This is a genomic window from Paraburkholderia sp. RL17-380-BIE-A (assembly GCF_046028085.1).
Lineage (GTDB): Bacteria > Pseudomonadota > Gammaproteobacteria > Burkholderiales > Burkholderiaceae > Paraburkholderia.
The window spans coordinates 1-491 of sequence record NZ_JARESQ010000057.1; the positions used below are offsets into that span (position 1 = coordinate 1).

The 491-nt window shown below is 64.2% G+C and carries 1 protein-coding gene; it reads left to right on the plus strand.

Translation table 11 applies throughout. The annotated features are described in order from the left end of the window. Nucleotides 1-491 (plus strand): acyl-CoA dehydrogenase family protein (locus P0D68_RS35510; protein WP_408303742.1); only part of this gene is annotated, 491 nt, incomplete at both ends.

Sequence of the window (491 nt, forward strand, 5' to 3'; positions counted from 1 at the left end):
CGGCGTTGGCGGCTGGCAGGGCGTGCAACATCCCGTCGACTACGAAGGCCAGGGCCTGCCGAAGCTCATCGCCACCGCCTGTATCGAGATGCTGAACGCGTCGAATCTGTCGTTCGCGCTGTGCCCGCTGCTCACGGATGGCGCGATCGAGGCGCTGCTCACGGCGGGCAGCGAAGCGCAGAAACAGACCTACGTGCCGAAGCTCATTTCCGGTGAATGGACCGGCACGATGAACCTGACCGAGCCGCAGGCCGGCTCCGATCTCGCGCTGGTGCGCACGCGCGCCGAGCCGCAGGGCGACGGTTCGTTCAAACTGTTCGGCACGAAGATTTTCATCACGTGGGGCGAGCACGACATGGCGAAGAATATCGCGCATCTCGTGCTCGCGCGCACACCTGACGCACCGGAAGGCGTGAAGGGCATTTCGCTTTTCATCGTGCCGAAGTTTCTCGTCAACGAAGACGGCTCGCTCGGCGAGCGCAACGACGTGC